This is a genomic window from Comamonas sp. HJ-2 (assembly GCF_053615495.1).
Genome location: NZ_JBSIFD010000012.1, coordinates 125,365 through 149,093, shown reverse-complemented (window position 1 = coordinate 149,093; position 23,729 = coordinate 125,365). Strand labels below are relative to the sequence as shown.

Below are 23,729 nucleotides of genomic sequence, written 5' to 3'. Positions count from 1 at the left end.
CATATCATGAATTCCACATCCCCTAAGCCCCGCCGCACGGCGATTGCCATCGCCATCATTCTGGCGCTCGGCGCGGCCGCTGCTGCAGCCATTGTCTACGGTACGCAGCCGGCGGCTGTCAGCGCTGAAGGCCACGGTCACGATGCTGCAGAGAAGAGTCATGCCCATGAAGAAAACAACGGGCATGAGCATGACGAAAAAGAGGGGCATGACCATGGCAGCGAGCCTGGGCATGAACAGGCAGCAAGCACCGGAAAACCCGCAGCCAAGCCCGAATCCGCTCATGCCGATGATGAGGATGAAGGCCTGCTCAAACTCGATGCCGAGCGTGCCAGGGCTGCGGGCGTGGCGCTGGCCGAGGCCGGCCCGGCGTTGATAGCCAGCATGCTGCAGCTGCCGGGCGAGATTCGCTTCAACGAGGACAGGACGGCTCATGTGGTGCCGCGGGTGGCGGGCGTGGCGGAGAGCGTAGCGGCCAATCTGGGGCAGGTGGTGAAGAAGGGCCAGTTGCTGGCCACCCTGACCAGCCCTGCGGTATCAGAGCAGCGCAGCGAGCTGATGGCCGCGCAAAAGCGTCTCGCACTGGCGCGCACCACCTACCAGCGCGAAAAGCAGCTGTGGCAGGAAAAGATCTCGGCCGAGCAGGACTATCTGCAGGCCCAGCAGGCACTGCGCGAGGCCGAGATCGCATCCGCCAATGCGCAGCAGAAGCTGGCTGCAATCGGTGCCGGCTCAGGCACTGCTGGGGCGCTGAACCGCTTCGAGCTGCGCGCGCCCTTCGATGGGGTGGTGGTGGAAAAGCATCTTGCCGTTGGCGAAGCCGTGCAGGACAGCACGGCCGTGTTCACCATCTCCGATCTGCGTTCGGTCTGGGCTGAAATGAAGGTGGCCGCCAGCGACCTGCCCTTTGTGCGCGTGGGCGAAAAGGCCACTGTGCATGCGACGGCCTTTGAATCGAAAGCCACGGGGACGGTAGCCTATGTGGGCGCATTGATAGGGCAGGAAACCCGCACGGCACCGGCACGCATCACCCTGGACAACCCGGATGGCATCTGGCGTCCGGGCCTCTTCGTGAATGTGGATCTGACGGCATCCAGCCAGAAGGCGGCGGTGACGGTGGCCAGTGCGGCCATCCAGAAGATCGACGGCGACAAGCCCGTGGTGTTTGTGCCGGTGGACGGCGGCTTCAAGGCGCAGGCCCTGAAGCTGGGCAAGACCGACGGCCAGAACACCGAAGTGCTGCAGGGCCTGAGCACAGGCCAGCGCTATGTGAAGGACGGCAGCTTCGTCCTGAAGTCCGAGCTTGGCAAGGCAACAGCCGAGCATGTGCACTGATTAGCCACCCACTGAGGCGCGGCGCGCCTTCCCGTTGCACGGCGCCCCCAAGGGGGACGACACCCTCGCCTGGGTGGCCCCGCCGCGAGGCGGCTCTTGCTCGGTGTCTCTGGTTTGGATTGCGCCAGTGTGACAGGGCAGATGAAGATATTTGGAGTTTGAATGTTTGAGCGCATCATCCGCTTTGCGATTGCCCAGCGCTGGCTGGTCATGCTGGCCACGCTTGCCCTGGTGGGCCTGGGTATCTACAACTACCAGCGTCTGCCCATCGATGCCGTGCCCGACATCACCAATGTGCAGGTGCAGATCAATACCTCGGCTCCAGGCTATTCGCCGCTGGAGACCGAGCAGCGCGTCACCTTCCCCATAGAGACCGTGATGGCCGGCCTGCCGGGGCTGGAGCAGACCCGCTCGCTGTCGCGCTACGGCCTGTCCCAGGTGACGGTGGTATTCAAGGACGGCACGGACATCTACTTTGCACGCCAGTTGGTTAACGAGCGCATGCAGCAGGCGCGCGATGCCCTGCCGGCGGGTGTCGCGCCTGCGCTGGGACCTATCTCCACGGGGCTGGGCGAGATCTATCTGTGGACCGTGGAGGCCGATGACGGTGCCACCAGACCCGACGGCTCGCCCTATACCCCCATGGATCTGCGCGAGATCCAGGACTGGGTCATCAAGCCCCAGCTGCGCAATGTGGCGGGAGTGACCGAGATCAACTCCATCGGCGGCTTCGCCAAGGAATATCTGGTGGCACCGCAGCCGCAAAAGCTCGCGGCCTATGGTTTCACGCTGGCCGATATCGTCGCGGCGCTGGAGCGCAACAACGCCAATGTGGGCGCCGGTTATATCGAGCGCCAGGGCGAGCAGTATCTGATCCGCGCACCGGGACAGGTGGGGGGAATTGCCGATATTCGCGAAGTCATCGTGGGCTCGGCACAAGGCCAGCCGATTCGCGTGCGCGATCTGGCCGATGTGGGCCTGGGCCGCGAGCTGCGCACGGGAGCTGCCACGGACAACGGACGCGAAGTGGTGCTGGGGACGGTGTTCATGCTGATTGGCGAGAACAGCCGTGCCGTGGCGCAGGCGGTGCATGAGCGCATGCAGGTGATCAACAAAAGCCTGCCGCCCGGCGTGAAGGCCGTGACGGTCTACGACCGCACCAATCTGGTGGACAAGGCCATTGCCACGGTCAAGAAGAACCTGATCGAGGGAGCAGCGCTGGTGGTGGCGATCCTGTTCCTGTTTCTGGGCAATCTGCGGGCAGCGCTGATCACGGCGCTGATCATTCCGCTGTCCATGCTGTTCACCTTCACGGGCATGGTGCAGATGCGCGTCAGCGCCAATCTGATGAGCCTTGGGGCGCTGGACTTCGGCATCATCATTGATGGCGCGGTGGTGATCGTGGAGAACTGCGTGCGTCGTCTGGCCCATGCCCAGGCAGCAGCAGGCCGATCATTGACCCGCAGCGAACGTTTCGAGGAAGTGTTTGCGGCAGCCAGGGAGGCAAGGCGTCCGTTGTTGTTCGGTCAGCTCATCATCATGGTGGTCTATCTGCCCATTTTTGCGCTTACCGGTGTGGAAGGAAAGATGTTCCACCCCATGGCGCTGACGGTGGTGATCGCGCTGCTGGGTGCCATGCTGCTGTCCATCACCTTCATCCCTGCCGCGATTGCGCTGTTCATGGGCGACAAGGTGGCCGAGAAGGAAAACCGTTTGATGGAGTGGGCGCGCCGTGCCTATGCGCCGGTGCTGGACAAGGTCATGCATGCACCAGCAGTGGTGTTGACGGCGGCCAGCGTCATCGTTGCCCTGAGTCTGCTGCTGGCCACGCGCATGGGCAGCGAGTTTGCACCCAATCTCAATGAGGGCGACTTTGCGATTCAGGCGTTGCGCATACCGGGCACCAGCCTTACGCAGTCGGTGCAGATGCAGATGCAGATCGAGAGCGAGCTCAAAAAGCAGTTCCCTGAAATCGAGCGTGTGTTTGCGCGCACCGGCACTGCAGAGATCGCCTCCGACCCCATGCCGCCTAATATTTCGGATGGCTACATCATGCTCAAGCCGCGTGAGCAATGGCCCGATCCGGCGCGCTCGCGTGACGATCTGCTGGCTGCCGTACAAGAGACCGTGGAAAGGATTCCGGGCAGCAACTACGAGTTCTCGCAGCCGATTCAGCTGCGCTTCAACGAGCTGATTTCGGGCGTGCGCAGCGATGTGGCCGTCAAGATCTTCGGCGATGACATGGTCCAGCTGGAAAAGTCCGCGCAGGCCGTAGCCGCCATGCTGCAAAAGATTCCTGGTGCCTCCGAGGTCAAGGTCGAGCAGACCACGGGCCTGCCCATGCTCACGGTGCAGATCGACCGCGAAAAAGCCTCGCGTTACGGTCTGAACATGGGTGATGTGCAAGATGCCATCAGCACGGCTTTTGGCGGGCGTGAAGCCGGCACGGTGTTCGAGGGAGATCGACGTTTTGCCATCCAGGTTCGCCTGCCCGAGGCCATGCGCAGCGATGTGGACAGCATAGGCCGCCTGCCGATTGCGCTGCCGCGCGGCGGCGACGGGCGTCTGGGCTTTGTGCCGCTGTCATCGGTGGCGACGGTGGAGCTGGCACCGGGGCCCAATCAAGTGAGCCGCGAGGACGGCAAGCGCCGCATCGTTGTCAGCGCCAATGTGCGCGGGCGAGATATCGGCTCCTTTGTGGCACAGGCTCAGCAGGAACTCGAAGGTGTTGCGTTGCCTGCAGGTTACTGGACACGCTGGGGCGGAACTTTCGAGAACCTGGAGTCGGCCCGCCAGCGCCTGATGGTCGTGGTGCCCGTGTCGCTGGCGCTGGTGTTCACGCTGTTGTTTGCCATGTTCGGCAATGTACGCGACGGTCTCATTGTCTTCACCGGCATTCCGTTTGCCTTGACCGGCGGGATTGCGGCGCTGTGGCTGCGCGGCATTCCGCTGTCCATTTCGGCGGCCATCGGTTTTATCGCCCTATGCGGCGTGGCCGTGCTCAACGGCCTGGTCATGATCTCCTATATCCGCAGCTTGCGCGAACAGGGCATGGATCTGGAACAGGCCGTGACCGAAGGGGCGCTCACGCGTCTGCGTCCCGTGTTGATGACGGCCCTGGTGGCATCGCTGGGCTTTGTGCCCATGGCGATTGCCACGGGAACGGGGGCCGAGGTGCAAAGGCCGCTGGCCACGGTGGTGATTGGCGGCATTCTCTCGTCCACGGTGCTGACGCTGTTGGTGCTGCCGCTGCTGTACAGACTCGGTTACCAGAAGCGCCAGTAGCCGTGCAAGCGCCAGCGTTCTGACTGGCGTTTCGATGTTTTCTGCACAGGGCCGATGCGAATGCATCGGCCCTTTTCGCATGGCGCTTCGTGCCGAGCAAGGCCCGCGAATTCCGGGCGCTGGCGCGATGCGAGGAAACGGATTGAAACACGGACGTCATCGGCATGACACGAGCTTTTCCTAGATTCTTGCCGGTCGAAACCTGTCGACATCCAAGTGAAAGACTCCATGCGAAACAAGCGTTTGATCAAGGCGCTGGCGCTCGTCTGCCTGACGGCAGCCACGCTGGCCGCCTGTGGTGGCAGCGATGACAGCCCGCCTGTCCCGACGACCCCCACCAATCCCACGACCCCCAACGAGCCGGCCAAGCCGGAGATGCGCTGTGCTCCCTGAGCGCGGTGACAGACAAGGCTTCACCATGATTTCGCGACGCAACCTTCTGCAGGCCGGCAAGAACGCCGCCTTTTCCGCTGCCGCACTGGCGGCCTTTCCGCCCAGCATCCGCCGTGCGCTGGCCATTCCGGCCAACAATGTCACGGGCACGGTCATGGACGTGCAGCATGTGGTGATACTGATGCAGGAAAACCGCTCTTTCGACCAGTACTTCGGCACACTCAAGGGGGTGCGCGGCTTTGGCGACCGGATGACGATTCCCGTGCCCAACGGCCGCAAGGTCTGGCAGCAGGAGCGTGCCAACGGTACGGTCATCACGCCCTACCATCTGGACGGAACGGCCAACAACGCGCAGCGCGTTTCCGGCACCCCTCATTCCTGGCTGGACAGTCAGCAGGCCTGGGACAACGGCCGCATGTCGCGCTGGCCCGTGGCCAAGACGGACACCTCCATGGGCTATTTCAAGGAGCAGGAGCTGCCCTACCAGTTCGCGCTGGCCAATGCCTTCACGATCTGCGATGCCTACCACTGCGCCATGCACACCGGCACCGACGCCAACAGGTCATTCCACATGACAGGTACCAACGGTGCCATACCGCAGAACGTGGCCTTCGTGAACAACGAGTGGGATGCCATCAACGGCGTGCCCAGCGACGCCAACACCGGCTACACATGGAAGACTTATGCCGAGCGGCTGCAGGAAGCCGGGGTGAGCTGGATCAGCTACCAGAACATGCCCGACGAATGGGGCGACAATATGCTGGGGGCGTTCCAGAACTTCCGCAGAGCGAATCTGGCCTCAGGCTTTCCGGTCTCCAGCGGCGGCGCGCCCAATGCGCCGTATACCAACACCGGCCAGGCCTTGCCCTACCACGCCTATGATGCGGCCAGCGACAACGCTGCCAACCCGCTGTACAAAGGCGTGGCCAACACCTTGCCCGGCAACAAGCCCGAGGAATACCTGGACGCCTTCAAGCGCGATATTCGCGAAGGCAAGCTGCCCCAGGTGTCCTGGGTCAATGCACCGTCCATCTATTGCGAACACCCCGGCCCATCCAGCCCAGTGCAGGGCGCCTGGTTTCTGCAGGAGGTGCTGGACGCGCTGACGGCCAATCCCGAGGTCTGGAGCAAGACCGTGCTGCTGGTCAACTTCGACGAAAACGACGGCTACTTCGACCATATGCCTTCGCCCTCGGCGCCATCGCAGAACGCCGACAAGACCTATGCAGGCAAGACCACGCTGCCGGAGGCCGATCTGCAGGCCGAGTACTTCACGCATGGCGCGCCGGTCGGCAGCCGCAGCCAGCCCGCCCCCGATGGCCGTGTCTACGGTCCCGGGCCGCGCGTTCCGCTGTATGTGATCTCGCCATGGAGTCGTGGCGGCTGGGTCAACTCGCAGGTATTCGACCATACGTCGGTGCTGCGTTTTCTGGAGGCCCGCTTTGGCGTGAAGGAACCCAATATCAGCCCGTTCCGTCGTGCGGTATGTGGAGATCTTCTGAGCACCTTCAACTTCAAGACGCCGAACAACGAGACCCTGCCCCTGCTGGCCGGACGATCCACACGTGATGTCGCCGACCAGCTGCGTGCCGATCAGCAAAAGCTGCCCGCCGTGCCGGTGCCGCGCGATATGCAGCTGCCTTTGCAGGCGGTCGGTACGCGTCCCTCGCGGGCCTTGCCCTACGAGCTGCACACCAGTGCGCGCTGTCAGGCCAACAGCCAGGTGGAGCTGGTGTTTGCCAACACCGGTACACAGGCGGCCGTCTTCCATGTCTATGACCGCTACAAGCTGGATCGCACACCGCGCCGCTATATGGTGGAAGCGGGCAAGACGCTGTCCGATACCTGGGATGCCGTGCGCGACAATTTCGGCAAGTACGATCTCTGGGTGCTGGGTCCCAACGGTTTTCACCGTCACTTCAAGGGTGACCTGAATCGCCTGGGCAGTACGCAGGCTGCCCCCGAGGTGCGTGTCTGCTACGACATCGCCAATGGCAATGTCTATGTGGATCTGATGAACAAGGGCGCTCAGGCTGCGGTGTTCACCATCACACCCATGGCCTACCTGAGCGACGGTCCATGGACGGTTAGCGTTGCCGCTGCCGCCAGCGCCGAGAGGCATTGGGAGCTGAAGGCCAGCGGCCAGTGGTATGACTTTGCCGTAACCTGCAACAGCGATCCGGCGTACTACCGGCGCTTTGCCGGCCGCGTGGAAACCGGTCAGCACACGATCAGCGACCCGGCCATGGGCGAGGTATAGCGACCATGCTGCGCCTTTGCTGACCTGTCTGGCATGCACCATTGGCCCTAATATGGCGGTCTTGTATGACGATGGATGCCTGCCATGACTTTCCCCGCACTGCGCGACCTTGTTGAAGACCTGCGTCATGCCCGGCCCGCGCTATGGGCCGGGCGCCGCGAGGGGGCTCGGTCCACGCACTCTATAGACGCAGCTCAGGTTCAGCAGGCTGTACAGCGTTTTGAACGCTTTGCACCCTTGCTGGCGCAGCTGTTTCCAGGGTTGCAGGCGTCTGGCGGACGTATTGAGTCGGCGCTGCTGCACGTGCCGCAGATGCAGCAGGCTTTGCAGCTGCCCGAGCAACTGGGTCGGCTCTGGCTCAAGGCCGATCACAGCCTGCCAGTAGCGGGCTCCATCAAGGCACGCGGTGGCGTGCATGAGGTGCTGGAGTATGCGGAGCAGATCGCTTTGCAGCATGGCCTGCTGGCCGATGGCGACTATCTGCAACTGGCCTCCGATGCTGCGCGTGCGGTGTTTGCCAGCTACCAGGTGGCGGTCGGCTCCACGGGCAATCTGGGCCTGTCGATTGGCGTCATGGCTTCGGGCCTTGGTTTCAAGGCAACAGTCCATATGTCTGCCGATGCCAAGGAGTGGAAAAAGCAGCGCCTGCGAGCCCGTGGCGTGAAGGTGGTGGAGCATGCCGGCGACTATGCCCAGGCCGTGGCCGCAGGCCGCGCGCTGGCCGACCAGGATACACATTGTCACTTTGTGGATGACGAGCATTCGCTTTCGCTGCTGCTTGGCTATGCGGCGGCGGCTCCGCACCTGGTCGCGCAACTTGCAGAGAACGGGATTGCCGTGGATGAGACGCATCCTTTGTTTGTCTATATTCCCTGCGGCGTTGGGGGTGCACCCGGCGGCGTGGCGCTGGGCCTGCAGCAGGCATTCGGGCCGCATGTGCATTGTTTTTTTGCCGAGCCCGTGCAGTCGCCCTGCTTCATGGTGGAGATGCTCGCCGGTGCTGCAGCGCTGCCTGGTCTGGAAGCCCATCCTTCGGTCTATGAGCTGGGCCTGAACAACCAGACCGAGGCCGATGGCCTGGCAGTGCCGCGTGCATCGGAGCTGGCTGCCGACGTGGTGCGTGGTTTTCTCGGCGGAGTTTTCACGGTGCAGGACGAAACCCTGTTTCGCCATCTGTGCCTGTTGAAGGATAGAGAGGGGCTGCAGATCGAGCCATCGGCCGCAGCGGGCTTTAGCGGTCCGCGCGCCCTTTTGGAGAGTGTTGCGGGTCAGGATTATCTGCAGCGCCAGAAGCTGCTGCCGCACATGGCAAACGCGACACATATTGTCTGGACCACGGGCGGCTTGTTTGTCCCCGACGAGGAGTACGCGAGGTTTCTGGCACGTGGACGCGATCTGCTGAACTGAGCACCTTACCTGGTTACCTGGGTCTTGGCGCCGTGCCCGCTTCACTCATCAGCATCAGCAGGCTGCGGTTGAAGTCCTCCACCACCAGCAGCCGGCCCGCATGATCGAGGCCCATGCCCGTGGGGCGCCCGCCGGGGCGCAGACCGGGCCTGGCGTCCCAGTTGCTCAGCCATTGAATGGGTTTGCCAGAGGGCCGGCCCTTGTCGTCGCGCGCAAAGCCCACTAGGCGTTGACCGTCTGCGCGCTGGCCGTGCCAGGCCACCAGCAATTGCCCGCCAAACGCGCTGCCCATAGGCGTGGCCAGCATTTGCAGCGGAGCCACGTGGGCGGGCCAAAGCATATGCGGTGCCTCGGTCTTGCTGCAGTCAAAGCGCTTTTCATAACCCTGTGCGTTCTGGCGTGCGCCTATGCAGTAAGGCCAACCATAGTCGGCACCCGCGCGCAGCAGGTTGAGCTCCTCCGGCGGTTGCCTGGGGTCGCGGTAGTCGATATTGTTTTCGCCTTGCCAGACGGTGCCTGCCGCAGGGCCGTCGGGCATCACGGCCAGCGCCATGGAGTTGCACAGGCCGCTGGCAAAGGGTTTGAATTCCTTGACGGGCTGCTTGCCGGACTGCAGCACCATGCGCCAGACGGCAGCGCGCGGCATGGCCGCGCTGCGCTCGGGGCAGGGCACGGCTTGCTTCTGGTCTTCACCCTGGCAGGCATCGGTGGCCGATCCCATATTGACGTAGAGGCTGCCGTCCGGCGCAAACGCCAGCTGCTTGAGCAGGTGCGCACCGTCGGCCGGCAGGCCGCTGGCCAGCAACTCGGGCTGAGGTGTCTGTCCGGGTGAAGGCACTGCAGCGCGCCATATCTTGTCGGCCTCGCCGATATAGATTTTTCCGTCCGGACCGCGCGCCATGCCCGAAGGGTAGTTGAGCTTGCTCAGCAACACTCTGGCTTCGACGGCCCTGGCCGTGGTGTTGGCATTGGCGGCAGGCGCAGCTCGATCAGCTGGCCCACCTGGGGCATCCAGTTGCCCATGTCCAGCACCCAGATACGGCCCGGCTCAATCTCCAATACGCGGCGCGGAAAGCGCAGACCATGGGCATCGTCGGCTATCAGCCCTACGCAGATGCCCGAGGGGCTGGTGATGGCCAGGCGTGGATAGATACCGCATTTGCCGGTGGAGGCATAGCCGCGTGCATGCGCACCTGGGCTGGCAGTCATGAGCAGCAGCGCAGACAGTCTCAGAATCAACCTGTATTTGCGCTGCATGGTTCTCCAGGAGGTTAAAAGCGCGGCAGATCGGGGTGGGCAATCTGTCCGCCGCGCACCAGCATCTTGCCGTACTCGGCGCAGCGGTTGAGCGTGGGAATCACCTTGCCGGGGTTGAGCAGCGATTGCGGATCAAACGCCGCCTTGAGCGCGAACATCTGGGCGTTCTCGGTCGTTGTGAACTGGGTGCACATGCTGTTGAGCTTTTCCACGCCCACACCATGCTCGCCCGTAACCGTGCCGCCCATGGCCACGCTGGTTTCCAGAATGTCGGCTCCGAACAGCTCGCAGCGGTGCAGTTCGTCGGGGTTGTTGGCATCGAACAGTATCAAGGGGTGCAGATTGCCGTCTCCTGCATGGAACACGTTGGCGCAGCGCAACTGGTATTTCTTCTCCATCTCCTGAATCGCCAGCAGGATGTCGGCCAGACGCTTGCGCGGAATGGTGGAGTCCATGCACATGTAATCGGGGCTGATACGACCGCTTGCGGGGAAGGCGTTCTTGCGCCCGCTCCAGAAGCGCAGACGCTCTTCCTCGCTTTCGCTGACGGTGATGGCCGTGGCGCCGGCGTGGCGCAGAACTTCGCTCATGCGGGCGATCTCTTCCTCGACCTCCTCGGGCGTGCCGTCACTCTCGCACAGCAAGATGGCTTGCGCCGTGAGGTCGTAGCCGGCACGCACAAAGTCCTCCACGGCGGCCGTCATGGGCTTGTCCATCATTTCCAGTCCGGCGGGAATGATGCCGGCCGCGATCACCGCAGCCACTGCGTCGCCCGCTTTGCGCACATCGTCGAAGCTGGCCATGATGCAGCGCGCCAGCTGGGGCTTGGGCACGAGTTTGACCGTGACCTCGGTCACCACGGCCAGCATGCCTTCGCTGCCTATCATGACGGCCAGCAGGTCCAGGCCGGGGGTGTCGAGCGCATCCGAGCCGAACTCGACGGGCTCGCCTTCGATGCTGAAGCCTTTGACCTTGAGCACGTTGTGCACCGTGAGCCCGTACTTGAGGCAGTGCACGCCGCCCGAGTTCTCGGCCACATTGCCGCCGATGGTGCAGGCGATCTGGCTGCTGGGGTCGGGCGCATAGTACAGACCGTAGGGGGCAGCGGCTTCGCTGATGGCGAGGTTGCGCACACCGCACTGCACCAGGGCTGTACGGCTGTAGGCATCGACCTTGAGGATTTTGTTGAATTTGGCCAGCGACAGCGTCACGCCCATGGGGTGAGGCATGGCGCCACCCGAAAGCCCGGTGCCCGCGCCACGTGCAATGACGGGCGCTCCTATGGCGTGGCAGGCCTGGAGCACAGCCTGTACGTGAGCATAAGTCTCGGGCAGGCAGACCAGCAGAGGGCGCTGGCGGTAGGCCGTCAGTCCGTCGCACTCATAGGGCGTGGTGTCTTCGCTCTGATAGAGCAGGGCATGCGCCGGCACATGGGGGCGCAGTGCCTCCACCACCTCGGCCTGGCGCCGAGCACGCTCGGACTGCTCGGGCGGGTGGTGTGCGGCGTTGGCCGCTGCGCTGGAGGTGGCGACGAGATCGGTAAAAGTGCTGGCGAACGTCATGCCTGCAAATGTAGGGGATGCGCCCGCGCATTGGTGTGAGCTTTATTGCAAAGCTGCTTGAAATGCTTTGCGACGATGATGATATTTGCTCTTGAAACAATAGCTGTTGATGATTGTTGAATAAGACTTGGAGTTGATTTATTCCCTGAAATGACCGCTCGCATCAATCATGGTCAGCCCCACATAGCTGGAGCCGCTGCGCGGCGGTGTGAAGCGCAGATGCATGGCGCCGTAGCGAATCTCGCCCATGGCGTCGAGGGCGGCCAGCAAGCCCGCTCGATTGCTTGTGGGCGCAGCTTTACGCAGCGCATCCAGCAAGGTTCGGGTGTTGAGAAAGACTTCCAGGCCCAGATAGGAGGCCGGCGGCATGCCGCCGTGGTCGAGGAGCTGCTGGTAGTCCTTGATGGCCGGAACCGCGCCCTTCCAGGGGCTGGGTACCAGGGTGGTGAAGGCAATGCCGCGTGTATAAGGGCCCAGCCCTTGCGCCACCGCACGGTTGGCCTGAGCGGCCAGGTTGTAGAAAGGCACCGTGACATGAGCCTGTCTGGCCATGGTGATCAGACCTATGGTGGCAGGGGCGCCCGCCAGCACGATGACGCCTTGGAGATCGGGCAGGGCGGCCAGCTGTCTGGCCAGGTCCGGGGTGTTGCTGCCCGAAGCCTCCACGGCCAGAGTTGCCGCGGCCTTGAGATCATTGGCTGCAAAGGCGTTCAGGGCGATCTGCAGGCTGTTTTTGCCGAAGCCGTCGTTCTGGTGAACGATGGCGATCCGCCGCAGACCTATGGTCTGCATCTGCTGCAGCATGGCCGCGACTTCTGCCTGGGTGCTGGCGCGCAGCGGATAGATGAAACGGCCCGGCTGCTGGCGCATGCTGCCGGCTCCGGCAATCACGCCCACCAGGGCCGTCTGGCCTTGCTGTACCTCGGGTTGCATGGCTGTGCAACTGGCCGTTCCCCAGCAGTTGAGCAGGGCCAGGGCTCCTTCCTGGATCAGTTGGCGTGCATTGCCGGCGGCGCGCTGCGGCTCGTAGCCATCGTCCAGCACCTTGAGTGTCAAAGCTTTGCCGCCCAGGCCTCCCTGCTTGTTGAAGGCCTCCACCTGCGCCTGCATGATGCTCATCCCTTCCTTGCCGGCCTCGGCCTGCGAGCCTGACAGTGGCAAGCTGGCGCCTATGGTGAGCTTGTTCTCCTGCGCATGCAGGGTCAGGCTGGCGGTGATGCCGGCGGCCAGTAGCCAGGCGCAGCGCGATGGGGTTTGCATGGGTCTCCTCCTCGTTGTTGTGAGCCCATGGTGGGAGGACTGCAACAAGGGTGGGAGAGGGCAACTGTGGCCATGTCGGCTGGGGGCGACGTTATGGTGTTTTGACCCGCTGATGAGATACGGGCTTGATCTGCATCGCCCCATGGCCTTGCGTCATCATCTGCTCTCCAGTATCCACAGGCGCTTGCTGGCGCGGGTCATGGCGACGTAGAGCATGTTGCGCTGTGGGTCGCTCGCATTGGGCGAGAAGTGCCTGGAATTGACAAAGGGCACGGCCACATACTCGTATTCATGGCCTTTGCTGCGTTCTACCGTGAGCAGTTGCAAGCTGGGTTTTTCATGGCGCTGATGCTGCGCGATGCTCGACTGGACCATGAGGCTGAGGCGGCCCAGGAATTCATCGACGGAAAGCCCGGCGCAGATGCGCGACAGCGCTTGCAGGCTGGCCAGGCACTGGCGCAGTTCGTCCTGGCTGATGGGGGCCTGGGCGAAGAACTGTCGCAACAGAGGGTGCAGAAGCAACTGCCCCGCATCGGCGCACTGGTCTGCGGGCAAGGCCAGCAACCGGGCACAGGGGGAGTCTGGTGCGATGTAGGCGGCGAGGAAGCGGCGCATGGCGGCTTGCTGTCCCATGAGTTCGGCGGCAATGCGCAGCGTGTCGGACTCCGGCGGGGCGTCGCCCAGTGCAGTCATGTCGAACAGGCCGTTGGCCAGCAGATCCCGGTCGGGCGGGCTGGCATGGCGCACATAGCGCATCAGACCTTCGGCAGCGCTGCTCAGAATGCCTTGCGAGAGCAGCGCACCGCCGCTGCAGCCCTGCATGGCCCACAGCATGGCCAGCACCAGGGCGATTTCGCGGCGCTGGTAGAAGCGCTGCATGCCTTTGCAGGCATAGTGCACGCCCTCGTGGGCGAACAGCCATTCAAGCAGTACCGAATCTTCGGGTGAATGCAGGATGACACGCAGTACGGCCGGCGGGTCCGGCGGTTTGCGGGGCAGACGGGCCACGGTGGCATGAATATCCAGCAATTGCCGGGCGCAGTCCTCGTCATCGCCATGGAGATGTTCGAACCAGGCCGAGGCGTTGCGGTAATGGGCGTCGAACTCCACGCCGAAGCGCTGGTTCAGTTCCTGGCAGATGAGGGGGCCGAAGCGATAGGTCGTGTTGAGCGTGGCCTGGCCGGTGCCCGCGGGCAGCTCCTGCAGGATGCGCTGGGCGCTGTCGCCAAAGATGGATGAGGCGCCCGGCAGTATGTGCTGGTTGAAGTCGCCGACACCGATGAAGCGCCCGTTGCCGCGCGCCAGATGGCGCAGCACCAGCAGCGCGGCTTCGTCAAGGTCCTGCAGTTCGTCGAACAGTACGGCTTCGAAGCGACCCTGCAGCAGCGGGAAGCCAGCGTCGAAGTCCAGTGCTGCCAGCTGGCAGGCGAGCGCGTAGGTGCAGTCGCCGGGCGCATAGAACAGCGGCTCCTGGGTGGGGCCTGCGCGTAGCCGCTCATAGCTGCGCAGCAGCCGGTACAGGCCGTAGTCCAGAGCGTTGTCGCGGCAATATGCCAGCGCGCCGAGGCCGCTGTCGTTGATGTCGAGTTCCAGCATGCACTGCTTGGCCTGGGCCTCGAAAGCGAGGAAGGCGCTGATGTCCAGAGGTCGTGCGAAGTAGTCCGCCAGCTCGGGTATGTCGAGCTCGGCATGCCGTTCGGCCTCTTGCGACAGCGCTTCATGCGCCTGCTGGATGAGCAGGTTCTTTTCCAGGCTGGAGGAGAGCATGGGGACAGGGTCGCCCTGCTCTTCGAGTAGGCGGGCGCAAAAATGCTCCAGAGTGAGCAGATGCAGGCCTTCGAGGCGCACGGCGGAGATCCGGTCCAGGCGCGCCTGAATGGCCTTGATGCCGGCCTCCGAGTAGGCCAGCATCAGCACGTTGCGCGCGCCCTGGGTGCGGATCAGGTCGGTGGCCTTGATGGCCAGCGTAGTCGTCTTGCCCGTGCCGGCCAGGGCGCGGATGAGCAGCGAGGACGCTTCGCTGTTGAGGGCCTGGTTCTGGTCAAGGCCGGGGTACAGCCTGGGCTGCAGGTTCATGCAGTGGGTGCTCCATCTTCGTTATCCATCGAGCTATCCGTGCAACGGCTGTTCGCCGGTCCAGGGACTGCGAGCAAGAACTGCGCCGCCGCGAAGCCGCCGGGTTGCAGCTCAGCCCATGGCCTTGCGCAGCCACTCGGCGAAGGCCGCACATTCCCAGCGGTCCATGATGCCGGTCTTCCAGCACAGATAGTGTGCGTGGGGACTGGGAGCATCGACATCGAACAGGCGCACCAGCGTACCGTTTTCCAGCCAGGGGGCGCCGAGCTTGTGGCGTACCAGGGCAATGCCCATGCTGGCCGATGCGGCGTCGCACATCAGACCGATGTCGTTGAACTGCGAGCCTTCGTTGGGTTCGGCCATGTCGAGGCCGGTCGCTGCGAACCAGGTGCGCCAGGGCTCCAGCGGGCTGCGCAGCAGCGGCATGCCTTCCAGGTCGTCCGGGCGCTCGAACGGGCCATGTTCGCGGATGAAGCTGGGCGAGGCCAGCGGCGTGACCGTGTCGCGGGCCAGTTCGATATGCTCCACATCGGCATAGTGGCCGGCGCCGAAGCGCACCATCAGGTCGGCATCCTCGCCGATCACATCCAGCAGCGGAATCGACACCTGCAGCGCAATGTCTATCTCGGGATAGGCCTCGGTGAACTGGCGCAGGCGCGGGATCAGGATCACGCGCGCAAAGGTGGGGGTGACGGCCAGCTTCAGGCGTCTGCGCCCAGGCGAGGCTGACGCTCCTGGAAAGCGCTGCAAGGCGCCCAGGCCTTCACGCACATGGGCCAGATAGGAGCTGCCGTCCGTGGTCAGCGAGAAATCCGTTCGGCCGAACAGGCGAGCCCCCAGAATCTGCTCCAGCTGCTTGACTCTGTGGCTGACGGCACTGGGCGTTACGCACAGCTCCTCCGCCGTCAAGGTGACCGAGCGCAGCCGCGCCAGAGCCTCGAAGGTGAGCAGGCACTGTATCGGCGGAATCCGCCTGGCCGTAATGCTGTTCAAGGCGCCGGGGCTGCGGGTCATACAATCAATCCCAAGCCCAGGGATTTAGCGGAACACAACGGTCTTGTGACCGTTGAGAATGACGCGGCGCTCGCTATGCCACTTCACGGCACGGGCCAGAACCTGGCTCTCGGTGTCGCGGCCGCGGGCCGTCAGGTCCTCTACGGTGTCGGTATGGTCGGCGCGTGCCACGTCCTGCTCGATGATCGGGCCTTCGTCGAGGTCGGCCGTCACATAGTGGGCGGTTGCGCCGATCAGCTTCACGCCGCGGTCATGCGCCTGGTAGTAGGGCTTGGCGCCCTTGAAGCTGGGCAGGAAGCTGTGGTGGATATTGATGGCGCGGCCGGACAGCTTTTTGCACAGGTCGTTGGACAGCACCTGCATGTAGCGTGCCAACACCACCAGCTCGGCGCCTTCTTCCTCGATGATCTCGTACTGGCGCTCTTCGGCCTGGGCCTTGGTCGCGGCAGTCACGGGAATGTGATGGAAGGGGATGTTGTAGCTGGCCGCCAGCTGATAGAACTCGCGGTGGTTGCTGATGATGGCCTTGATCTCGATGGGCAGCAGGCCCGACTTCCAGCGGAACAGCAGGTCGTTGAGGCAGTGGCCTTCCTTGCTGACCATGATGACGGTCTTGATGCGCTCGGCCTTGGAGTGCAAACTCCACTGCATTTGATATTGATCAGCTAATTCGGCAACGGATGCCTTTAAAGAGGCGGCGTCTTTGCCATCGCAGGCAAACTGCACGCGCATGAAGAACAGACCGGTTACCGGGTCGTTGTACTGCGCTGCTTCTTCAATATTGCCGCCTTGTTCAAGCAAGAATCCGGAAACGGCATGCACCAGGCCCAGTCGGTCTGGGCAGGATAAAGTCAAAATATAGGCTTGGGTCATAGCTCGGCAATTGTCGCAGCAAGGCGAGGACCCTGCGGACAAAGGAAATTCATGAAAAGCGAGGAGGGGCATTCTGCGCTCACACCCTGGGTGATTGTCACCCTCTATTTGTGCGTGGGGATGCTTTGGTTGGGGGCGCAGGCGGGCGTGCTCGGCTATTTTGATGTATCGCTGAATCGACAGTCTCTGCGTTGGCAGATAGGCCTGTTCATTGTTTGGTTGCTGGCGACAGCGCTGATTGCACTTTGGTTCATGCAGCGCAAGGCGCGCGCCGACCAGCGTGGCCGGGAGACGGCGCAGGAGCTGGAGCTGGTGGTGCGCCACGCACCGGCCGGTATGGCTCGCGTGCATGTGGGCGGTGCAGAGATTGTCTGGGCCAATGCCAAGCTGGCGGGTTGGCTGGGCTGCAGCGTCGAGTCGCTGCGCGGTCAGGATTTTCGTGTTCTGGTGCCTGTGAATGACCAGGACGACGTTGCTCTGCAGCTGCAGCGCCTGCTGGACGGCAGCACCGATTACTTCCAGGTGTTGCGCCAATGCGTGAATGCCGGCACCGGAAAGGTTACGCCCGTGCTGTGCACCACCAGCCGTGTGGCGGCTTCGGGTGTGGACGGGCCGGTGGCCCTGGTCTGCGTGCTGCAGGATCTCAGCGAGATGGTGAGTGCGCGCAATGCCATGATGCGCAGCGAGACCATGCTGCGCCTGGCGCTGGAGGGCAGCGGCAACGGCGTGTGGGAGTGGGACGCGCTTGAGCAGCGGCTGAACTTCTCCACGGGCATGAGTGCCTTGCTGCGCTATCAGGGCCAGGATCTGGCCCGCGAGTTCGATTTCCATCAGCGCCTGCACCCCGAAGATGCCGCAGGTGCGCGCGCCCAGGCCGAGCAGGCGCTGGAGCAGGGCAGCATGCTGGTGCTGACGGCACGTCTGCTGTGCTTTGACGGTCTGTATCGCTGGTTCCGCGCACGCGGCCAGGCTTACAAGGATGAGAGCGGACGCCTGATACGGATCTCGGGCCTGCTCTCCGACCAGACTGCGAGTCGCGAGGCCGACGAGCGCAGCCGCCTGGCTTCCACGGTGGTGGACAACACCATCGAGGGCGTGGTGGTGACCGATGCACACAGCCGAATTCTCTCGGTCAACCACGCGTTCACGAAGCTGCTGGGCTTCAGCGAAGCGGAAATGCTGGGCAAGACGCCGCGCATGTTCAAGTCCGGCCGACATGACAAGGCTTTCTACGACGCCATGTGGGCCAGCATGCATGCCACAGGGCACTGGCAGGGCGAAATCTGGAATCGGCGCAAGAATGGAGAGGTCTTTCCCGAGCGCATGTCGCTGAGCGCGGTCAAGGATGCCAACGACAAGGTGACGCATTACGTCTGCATGTTCACCGATATCTCGGCCGAGAAGGCGCGCGAGCAGCAACTGGAGTTTCTGGCCCATCGCGACACCTTGACCGGTCTGCCCAACCGCTCTCAATTCACGCGCATGCTGGGCGAGGCGGTGGAGTTGAGTCAGAGCACCAACCGTCGCATGGCCGTGCTGCTGTTCAATATCGACCGCTTCAAGGACGTGAACGACAGCTATGGCCACTCCATCGGCGACGAGGTGCTCAGGCATGTGTCTGTGCAGATGCAGGGTGCTTTGCGGCACGGCGACATCATTGGCCGCCTGGCGGGCGATGAAATCTGCGTGGTGGCGCAATCCATTTGCGGTCGCGACAGCGCGGTGGACGTGGCCGAGCGCCTGATGGCCGCAGCCGGCCAGCCCTGGACCACGCCGGATGGCCTCTCGGTGGTGGTCAGCGTCAGCGCAGGCATCTGTCTGTATCCCGACCATGCATTGACAGCCGACGATCTGCTGCAGGGCGCTCATGCAGCGGTGTATGGCGCCAAGGCCAGAGGCTCCAATGCCTGGTGCTTCTTCCATGAGAACATGACCCAGGCCGCCCGCGAGCGTCTGGCGCTGGAGGCGCGCCTGCGCCGTGCGCTGGAGCTGGGCCATATGCGTCTGTATTACCAGCCACAGATCGAGCTGGCGACGGGGCGGCTGGTGGGGGCTGAAGCCTTGTTGCGCTGGCTGGACCCAGAGGAAGGCCTGATCTCGCCGGCCCGTTTCATTCCCGTGGCGGAAAACTCGGGTGTCATCGGCCCGCTGGGCCTGTGGGTGCTGGGTGAGGCCTGTCGTCAGGGTCAGCAATGGCGCGCCGCCGGACTGCCCGATCTGGCGATTGCGGTCAATGTCTCGCTGCACCAGTTTTTGCTGACCGATATTGCCGGGGCTACGGCCGAAGCGCTCAACAAATCGGGTTTTCCGGCCAGTCTGCTGGAGCTGGAAATCACCGAAAGCGCACTGGCCGAAAAGCCCGAAGAGGCGTTGGCCGTGCTCAACCGCCTGCGTGAGCTGGGCCTGCGCCTGGCCATCGATGACTTTGGCACCGGCTATTCCTCGCTGGCGCACCTCAAGCGTTTTCCGCTCGATCTGCTCAAGATCGACCAGGGCTTTATCCGCGACATTCCGCACAGCGCGGACGATATGACCATCAGCAGCTCGGTCATTGCCCTGGGTCATGCCATGGGTCTGAAGGTCCTGGCCGAAGGCGTGGAAACCCAGGAGCAGCTGAGCTTCCTGCAGCAAAAAGGCTGTGACTACTTTCAGGGCTATTTCTGCAGCCGGCCCTTGCCGGCCGAGGACTTCACGCGCCTGCTGGAAAAGACGCGTGAGGGGCAGCCGCTGGTGGCTGTCGCGACCGCGGGCTGAGGGTCACCAGCGTTGCAGCAACCCGTCAGGGCTTGGGCGCAGGTCTGTTCTTCCACTGTTCGCGCAGTTGGCTGCACTGGTCTTCGGAGGCGTTGCCCTCCAGCGTCAGCAGCTTGTCTGCCTTCATGGCGATAGCAGTCTGAGCCTTGTCTGATCGGGCTATCGCCACCTTTTGCTTGAAATCGCCGGGCAGCCAGGTCGGCACGCCGATATCGCTGCGCACATGGCCGCGGCCCGCCACCAGCAGCACGCTTTTGCCGGGCTGGCCCAGTTCGCGCACCGCTGTTTCAGTCACTCTGGCCATGGATTCATCACGGGCCAGCTGAATTCGGGCCATGGGCGCGAACTGCGATTCGGGCAGCAGGCCGCAGTGGCCGTCCTTGATGGCCTCGAGCTGCAGCTGCCAGCCAGCAGCCGGCAGGTGTCCGTCGTAGCGGGACTCGCCCATGGCCTGCTTCATCCGGGCACGTGGCAGATTGCCACCGAGCACGGGCACGCCGGCTTTCACGGCAGCCATCACCACCGGGCCATAGTCCTGCCAGGGCCAGCCGCCCGGGCCGCCGCCCTGAGCCCATTGCAGAGCAGTTTTCACTTCCTCATCGCTGGCCGATGCGGGCAGGCTCCGGGTGCTGCCGCCTGCGGGGGCCATCTCGACCACCAGGGCTGCGAGCCTGCCTTGCGCTGCCAGGTGGCGCACGGTAGCGGCTTCCCACTGATGATGGGCGATCTGGTCATGCTGCTCGCCGAGCAGAATGGCCGGTGTTCCGGCCCACTGCCCCAGTGTCTGCCGCCATTCGGTGTCGGAGGTCAACTGAGCGCTTTGATGGACGCAGCCGCCCAGCAGCAGGGCGCTGGCTAGAGCTGTCAGGGCCAAAGGATTGAAACGCTGGCGCGGCTGCGCCGCAGAAATGAAAGTCCACATATGAGCTGATTGCGTTCGTCTGAGACGGGGCATGGCTTCGTAGCTGTAGATTTCGTACCGGCTTTGCCCACCGAGTTTTGCCGCGATACTGCGGGGCATTGCCCCTGTCGCGCGCCCATTGTCGTGCCTTGCCGGATTCCCGTGCACATGTCCGTATTGCTTCCTCCCGTGTTTCTGGCCCGTGTGGCCGCTACTTTGCTGCTGGCCTGGCTGGCAGCCCAGCTCTGTCTGGTGCTGCATACGCCGCTGCCCTGGATGCTGGGTCCGCTGATTTCCGTCTCCCTGCTATCGATTGGCGGGGCGCCCACCCAAAGCTGGGCCAGGCTGCGCGATCTGGGGCAGTGGACGATAGGCGGCGCTCTGGGCCTGTACTTCACGCCTGCGGTGACCGAGCTGGTCGCCGGTCTGTGGTGGGCGATTGCGCTGGCCATTGCCTGGGCCCTGTTGCTGGGCTGGGTCTTCGGGCGCTGGCTGTATCGCGTCCAGGCCCCCTTCATGTTGACGCAACCGGGCATGGATGAAGAGCGCTTGCGCGCCACGACCTATTTCTCGGGGGCGATAGGTGCGGCCTCGGAGATGACGCTGCTGGCCGAGCGCGAGCATGCGCGCACAGATCTGGTGGCGGCGGCGCACAGCCTGCGGCTGGTGATAGTGACGGTGAGCATTCCCTTTGCACTGCAATGGTCGGGACTGCAGGGTGACCCGGGCCTGACGCTGCCCAGCGTGCGCACCGTGCAATGGCCAGGCTTTGCCTGGCTGGTGCTGGCCACCGGCGCCGGGGCATTGCTGATGCTCAGGCTCAGGCGTGCCAATCCCTGGTTTCTCGGCGCGCTGGCCGTATCCATGGGCTTGACCATGGCAGGCCTGGAGCTGTCTGCCGTGCCGCAATGGTTGATGAATGCCGCCCAACTGGTGATCGGCGTAAGCCTGGGGGTGCGCTTTCGACGTGAGTTCCTGCACACGGCTCCGCGCTGGCTGGGCATGGTGGCGCTGGGTACCGTGGGCCTGATGGCAGTCTGCGCCGGCTTTGCCTGGCTGCTGCACTGGGCCACCGGCCTGCCCTGGGTCACCTTGCTGCTGGGCACATCGCCGGGCGGCATTACCGAGATGGCCATCACCGCCAAGGTCCTGCAACTGGGCGTGCCCGTGGTCACGGCCTTCCAGGTCTGCCGGCTGATTGCCGTGCTGCTGCTGGTAGCGCCGCTGTACCGGTGGCTGAACAGAGCGCTGCCGGGGGCGAGGCCATGATCCGCAGCAGGCGAAATCCCTGGAAGTCGGTCCTGATCACCAGCGCCTGCGCCGGCTTTGCGATGGCCGGACTTCTGATGTGGATGGCCTGGGAGCACAACCCCCAGTGCGAGATTCACTGCGCAGAGCAAGGCATTGACTGGGGCTACTGGCTTGCGCTGGGTGCGGCTGGGGGGCTGCTGGGCTTTTTGGGCTGCATGCTGAGTGCCTGCGTGTTGATGCTGTTGTGCAGAAAGTCATAGCGGCTCGCGCTCTTCCGGCAAGCACTAGAGTGTGCTTTCAGACATCAAAAAAGCCACTCTTTCGAGTGGCTTTTTGCAAGGTGTTCAGTGAATGATGACCGGCTGCTGGGCCAGGCCCGTGTAGGTGTCGAGAATTTCCTCCACCTCCTCCTCGGTGGGGGCGTCCTGCTGCCAGGCAAGGATCTGCTTCTGGAACATTTCGGCCCAGGAGCCATCCAGATACACCTCCTTGCCCGAGCGCTTGTCCACGATTTCAAAGCCGTGACGCGGCAGTTGATGGGCTTGCTCGGTCTCGGCCTTGGCTTTGCCTGCCGGAACGTCTGCCTCCATATCGGGACGCAGATGGAGCACCGCAAAGGATTCAGAGTCGTAAAGCATTTGCATGGTGTTCCTCCTTTCACTTCCGTTATGAGCATGCCTGCCATGGATATGGCGACAGGGTGCCGCATTTCAAGGTGGAAATGCCTGCTCTTGGCACTTGGGCACAGTATTCCATGGATTTGACATGGTTGTGGGCAACCGGCTTTCCCGATCTGTAGTAGGCAAGTCCTTGAATGGCGCGACAGCGTTCAGCCCGAGCCGATGCAGGTTGCAGGCCTTGGCTGGGAGGTGAGTGAGCGCTTTGGGCGCGGTGCTCCCGGGGTTTACGCCAGGGGGGCGGCATGGAGGCTATTGCGGCGCGGGCAGATATTTCTTGAGCTGCAGGTCGACAAAGTCGTCCTGTCCCTGAGTGAGCTTGATGCGCACGGGCAGGTATTGCATGGACGGAGCCAGCCAGACCGAGCCGCGCTGGTCGTTGCTGCTTTTGCCGGGCAGTTTGTCCAGGCGCAGCGCCATGACGCCGCCAAATGGCAGCTCCAGCGCCTCGCTGGCACCCACGCGGAACTGCCAGCGCACGGCCGAGCGTGCGCTGCTGGTGGTCAGCTCTATCAGCGTGCCTGGCGGGTATTTCTCTGGGGCGGCGGCCATCAGGGCCGAGAGCTGCAGAAACACGCTGAGGCGGTCCTGCACGCCATCGCCGATGGCCGCATCGGTCTGGCCGCCGCTGTAGTGCGCCTTGCCACTGGCCACATCAAAGGCGGCGGACTGGGTTTTGCGCCCCTTGTCGCTGAAGTTGAGCGGTTGCAGGCCCTTGGGCGTGATCAACCCCTCGCTGGTCTGGGCGCGCTCGCCGAGCAAGAACATGCTGATCGACTGTCTGGCCTGGTAATACTGGCCGTCATGCTGCCATTGCAGCTGGGCGCCGGCCGAATATTGAAAACCCTTGACCTGACCCGAGGCATTGAACTCCAGTGTGGCGGAGTTGGGCAGGGTGACGGGCAGCACAGAGTCAGGTGGCAGCGGCGCGCCGCCTGCGGGCGTGACCTGGATGGGGCGGGCCGTGTCGGCACCATTGGCTTCGGGAGGCTCGGCCATGGGCTCGGGAGCCGGCTCTGCAGCAGCGGGCTGCCCTGTATTGGTGGGTGCTTCTTTTTCAGGCGCTTCTTGCGTTTGTGGTTCCTGGGCTGGAGGCGGATTTGGCTCTGATTCCTGTTCGTCCGGTGCTGGGGCAGGCACGGGAGCAGGAGCCGGCGCCCGGGGTGAGGCCTGGGGTTTGGGCGCTGGAGCTGGAGCCGGTTTGGGCGCTGCGGGTGCAGGCGGCGGAGGAGGGGGCGCCTGCAGCATGCGCGTCTCCATCACGATCTGGTCGTCCGCCGCTTTGTCCGGCGGACTCAGTTCGGGCAGGCCCCAGAGCAACAGCCCATGGGCTGCCAGCACCAAGCCGGTGATGGGCAGCAGCGCTTTGCGTGTCTGGCTTGCCTGAGGGGTGCGGCCCATGAGCGTGGATCGGAGATTGCGGG

The 23,729-nt window shown here is 63.6% G+C and carries 18 protein-coding genes; 8 read left to right on the top strand and 10 right to left on the bottom strand.

Translation table 11 applies throughout. From position 1 onward, the window contains the following. Nucleotides 1–6 precede the first annotated feature (6 nt). The 5 genes from ACWGXF_RS11790 to ACWGXF_RS11770 all read left to right on the top strand — a co-directional run bounded on the left by ACWGXF_RS11790 (nucleotide 7) and on the right by ACWGXF_RS11770 (nucleotide 8,680). A complete protein-coding gene (locus ACWGXF_RS11790) occupies nucleotides 7–1,335 on the top strand; it encodes an efflux RND transporter periplasmic adaptor subunit (protein WP_256628870.1) in 1,329 nt (442 codons plus the stop codon). Between the two features lie 162 nt (nucleotides 1,336–1,497). Beyond that, the gene (locus ACWGXF_RS11785; protein ID WP_256628868.1) at nucleotides 1,498–4,620 is read left to right on the top strand and encodes an efflux RND transporter permease subunit; all 3,123 of its coding nucleotides are present in this window, start codon (nucleotides 1,498–1,500) and stop codon (nucleotides 4,618–4,620) included. A gap of 228 nt (nucleotides 4,621–4,848) precedes the next feature. Further along, nucleotides 4,849–5,013 (top strand): hypothetical protein, encoded by a 165-nt coding sequence (locus tag ACWGXF_RS11780; protein WP_256628866.1) that lies wholly within the window; start codon nucleotides 4,849–4,851, stop codon nucleotides 5,011–5,013. Nucleotides 5,014–5,038: 25 nt separating this feature from the next. After that, complete coding sequence (locus tag ACWGXF_RS11775; protein WP_172415294.1) at nucleotides 5,039–7,273, top strand: phosphocholine-specific phospholipase C; 2,235 nt, start codon at nucleotides 5,039–5,041, stop codon at nucleotides 7,271–7,273. A gap of 75 nt (nucleotides 7,274–7,348) precedes the next feature. Next, the gene (locus tag ACWGXF_RS11770) at nucleotides 7,349–8,680 is read left to right on the top strand and encodes a D-serine ammonia-lyase (protein ID WP_256628864.1); all 1,332 of its coding nucleotides are present in this window, start codon (nucleotides 7,349–7,351) and stop codon (nucleotides 8,678–8,680) included. A gap of 13 nt (nucleotides 8,681–8,693) precedes the next feature. Here ACWGXF_RS11770 and ACWGXF_RS11765 read toward each other — a convergent pair whose 3' ends face one another. From ACWGXF_RS11765 to purU, 7 genes are all read right to left on the bottom strand, one after another. Further along, complete coding sequence (locus ACWGXF_RS11765; protein WP_256628862.1) at nucleotides 8,694–9,614, bottom strand: PQQ-dependent sugar dehydrogenase; 921 nt, start codon at nucleotides 9,612–9,614, stop codon at nucleotides 8,694–8,696. Beyond that, a complete protein-coding gene (locus tag ACWGXF_RS11760) occupies nucleotides 9,605–9,937 on the bottom strand; it encodes a hypothetical protein (protein WP_452101950.1) in 333 nt (110 codons plus the stop codon). The genes ACWGXF_RS11765 and ACWGXF_RS11760 overlap by 10 nt, the downstream gene beginning before the upstream one ends. 14 nt (nucleotides 9,938–9,951) lie before the next feature. After that, a complete protein-coding gene (locus tag ACWGXF_RS11755; protein WP_256628859.1) occupies nucleotides 9,952–11,499 on the bottom strand; it encodes an FAD-linked oxidase C-terminal domain-containing protein in 1,548 nt (515 codons plus the stop codon). Nucleotides 11,500–11,637: 138 nt separating this feature from the next. Beyond that, on the bottom strand, nucleotides 11,638–12,759 hold the full coding sequence (locus ACWGXF_RS11750; RefSeq protein ID WP_256628858.1) for an ABC transporter substrate-binding protein: 1,122 nt from the start codon (nucleotides 12,757–12,759) through the stop codon (nucleotides 11,638–11,640). A 156-nt stretch (nucleotides 12,760–12,915) separates the two neighbouring features. After that, nucleotides 12,916–14,835, bottom strand: a complete 1,920-nt coding sequence (locus ACWGXF_RS11745; protein WP_256628856.1) for a UvrD-helicase domain-containing protein — start codon at nucleotides 14,833–14,835, stop codon at nucleotides 12,916–12,918. Between the two features lie 111 nt (nucleotides 14,836–14,946). After that, complete coding sequence (locus tag ACWGXF_RS11740) at nucleotides 14,947–15,849, bottom strand: LysR substrate-binding domain-containing protein (RefSeq protein WP_012840040.1); 903 nt, start codon at nucleotides 15,847–15,849, stop codon at nucleotides 14,947–14,949. A 24-nt stretch (nucleotides 15,850–15,873) separates the two neighbouring features. Further along, nucleotides 15,874–16,722 (bottom strand): formyltetrahydrofolate deformylase, encoded by an 849-nt coding sequence (gene purU, locus ACWGXF_RS11735; RefSeq protein ID WP_003068559.1) that lies wholly within the window; start codon nucleotides 16,720–16,722, stop codon nucleotides 15,874–15,876. A 51-nt stretch (nucleotides 16,723–16,773) separates the two neighbouring features. On the opposite strand from purU, the gene ACWGXF_RS11730 reads away from it, so the two are divergent. Next, nucleotides 16,774–19,476 (top strand): GGDEF and EAL domain-containing protein, encoded by a 2,703-nt coding sequence (locus tag ACWGXF_RS11730; RefSeq protein ID WP_039050135.1) that lies wholly within the window; start codon nucleotides 16,774–16,776, stop codon nucleotides 19,474–19,476. Between the two features lie 25 nt (nucleotides 19,477–19,501). Here ACWGXF_RS11730 and ACWGXF_RS11725 read toward each other — a convergent pair whose 3' ends face one another. After that, nucleotides 19,502–20,398, bottom strand: coding sequence for a ChaN family lipoprotein (locus ACWGXF_RS11725; protein ID WP_452101949.1), 897 nt, complete (start codon nucleotides 20,396–20,398; stop codon nucleotides 19,502–19,504). A gap of 147 nt (nucleotides 20,399–20,545) precedes the next feature. Between ACWGXF_RS11725 and ACWGXF_RS11720 the strand changes: the two genes are divergently transcribed. Together ACWGXF_RS11720 and ACWGXF_RS11715 are read left to right on the top strand one after the other, a co-directional pair. After that, the gene (locus ACWGXF_RS11720) at nucleotides 20,546–21,646 is read left to right on the top strand and encodes an AbrB family transcriptional regulator (RefSeq protein WP_452101948.1); all 1,101 of its coding nucleotides are present in this window, start codon (nucleotides 20,546–20,548) and stop codon (nucleotides 21,644–21,646) included. Next, nucleotides 21,643–21,888 (top strand): hypothetical protein, encoded by a 246-nt coding sequence (locus ACWGXF_RS11715; RefSeq protein WP_202787767.1) that lies wholly within the window; start codon nucleotides 21,643–21,645, stop codon nucleotides 21,886–21,888. The genes ACWGXF_RS11720 and ACWGXF_RS11715 overlap by 4 nt, the downstream gene beginning before the upstream one ends. An 84-nt stretch (nucleotides 21,889–21,972) precedes the next feature. Here ACWGXF_RS11715 and ACWGXF_RS11710 read toward each other — a convergent pair whose 3' ends face one another. Both ACWGXF_RS11710 and ACWGXF_RS11705 read right to left on the bottom strand, forming a co-directional pair. Next, entirely contained in the window at nucleotides 21,973–22,272 is a 300-nt protein-coding gene (locus tag ACWGXF_RS11710) for a BTH_I0359 family protein (RefSeq protein WP_003068569.1), read from the bottom strand. 285 nt (nucleotides 22,273–22,557) lie between these two features. Then, a complete protein-coding gene (locus ACWGXF_RS11705) occupies nucleotides 22,558–23,706 on the bottom strand; it encodes a DUF3108 domain-containing protein (RefSeq protein ID WP_256628849.1) in 1,149 nt (382 codons plus the stop codon). Between the last annotated feature and the right edge of the window lie 23 nt (nucleotides 23,707–23,729).